2 protein-coding genes are annotated in these 1,816 nt (G+C 67.7%); both read left to right on the top strand.

What is annotated here, in order from left to right:
* Positions 1 to 1,017: ATP-binding cassette domain-containing protein (locus tag FGD71_RS35060; RefSeq protein WP_119104603.1), on the top strand; the 1,017-nt coding region annotated here is incomplete at its 5' end.
* Entirely contained in the window at positions 1,014 to 1,805 is a 792-nt protein-coding gene (locus tag FGD71_RS35065; protein ID WP_119104602.1) for an ABC transporter permease, read from the top strand. The genes FGD71_RS35060 and FGD71_RS35065, both read left to right, overlap by 4 nt.
* The last annotated feature ends 11 nt before the right edge of the window (positions 1,806 to 1,816 follow it).

Here is a 1,816-nt window from a genome sequence, read left to right on the forward strand (position 1 = left end):
GCTGCGGCGATCAGTGCTGTGGGGCTGGTGAAGGCGTATGGGGAGCAGCGGGTGCTGGACGGGGTGGATCTTCAGATCCCGCAGGGCTCGGTGTTCTCGCTGCTGGGTCCGAACGGGGCGGGCAAGACCACCACGGTGAAGATCCTGTCCACGCTGACCGCGGCGGACGCCGGTCAGGTCACCGTCGCCGGCCACGATCTGGCCTCCGATCCGGACGGGGTGCGCTCCAGTATCGGTGTCACCGGCCAGTTCTCCGCTGTCGACCCGTTCTTGAACGCGGAGGAGAACCTGCAGCTGATGGGCCGGCTGTGGCACCTGGACCGCAAGGTCGCCAAGCAGCGCTGCGCCCGGCTGATCGAGCAGTTCGACCTCGTCGAAGCCGCGAAGAAGCCCGTGATCACCTACTCCGGCGGCATGAAACGCCGCCTGGACCTGGCGATGACCCTGGTCGGCGCGCCCCGCATCATCTTCCTCGACGAACCCACCACCGGCCTCGACCCCCGGGTGCGGCGCGCGATGTGGGACCTGATCCGCGACCTCGTCGCCGACGGCGTCACCATCTTCCTCACCACCCAGTACCTGGAAGAGGCCGACCAGCTCGCCGACACCATCGCCGTCCTCAACGGCGGACGCCTCGTCGCCCAGGGCACCCCCGAACAGCTCAAGCGGCAGATCCCCGGCGGCAGCATCGACCTGCAGTTCACCACCCCCACCGCCCTCACCGCCGCCGCCACCCTCCTGGCCGCCACCGGAGCCACACACGACGAGGACACCCTCACCCTGCACGTGCCCTCCGACGGCTCCGCCGCCGGCGTCCAGCACATCCTCAACCGCCTGGACGTGACCACCGTCCACGAACTCGCCCTGAAAACCCCCGACCTCGACGACGTCTTCCTCGCCCTCACCGGCCAAACCCCCACCACCACCGCCAGCAATGCCGCTGACGGCACCACCGTCCCCAACCCCCCCAACTCGCCCGCATCCGCCGCCGATTCGGAGAAGAAGGTCCTGGTATGAGCACCGTCACCTACGCGGTAGCCGACTCCGTCACCCTGCTGCGCCGCAACCTCAAAAACCAGCTCCGCTACCCCACCACCGTCATCTCCATCATCGGCATCCCCGTCCTGTTCCTCCTGCTGTTCGTCTACGTCTTCGGCAACGTCCTGGGCGAAGGCGTCACCCCCGTCGCCGGCGCCGGCACCGACTACATCAACTACGTCCTGCCCGGCCTGATCATCATGACCGCCGCCACCGGATCCCTCGGCACCGCCGTCTCCACATCCGTCGACATGACCGAAGGCATCATCGCCCGCTTCAAAACCATGGCGATCTTCCGCCCCTCCATCCTCATCGCCCGCGTCATCTCCTCCGTCCTGCAAACCCTCGCCTCCATGGCCGTGGTCTTCCTCGTCGCCCTCCTCATGGGCTTCAACCCCCAAGCCACCGCCACCGGATGGCTCGGCGTCCTCGCCCTCCTCACCGCCGCAGCCTTCGCCCTCACCTGGCTCGGCGTCGCCTTCGGACTCGCCGCCAAAACCCTCGACGCCGCCTCCAACGCCCCCTTCCCCCTCATCCTGTTGCCCTTCGTCGGCTCCGGCATCGTCCCCACCGACACCATGCCCACCGGCCTGCGCTACTTCGCCGAATACCAGCCCTTCACCCCCATGATCGAAACCCTCCGCGGCCTCCTCATGAACACCGACATCGGCAACAGCGGCTACATCGCCGCCGCCTGGTGCACCGCCATCAGCCTCCTCGGCTACGCCTGGGCCATGAAGCACTTCAACAAAGACCGCACCCACTAGACCCACCCACC

Origin of the sequence: Streptomyces sporangiiformans, from assembly GCF_005768555.2 — a bacterium.
In the GTDB taxonomy this organism is placed as follows: Bacteria; Actinomycetota; Actinomycetes; order Streptomycetales; family Streptomycetaceae; genus Streptomyces; species Streptomyces sporangiiformans.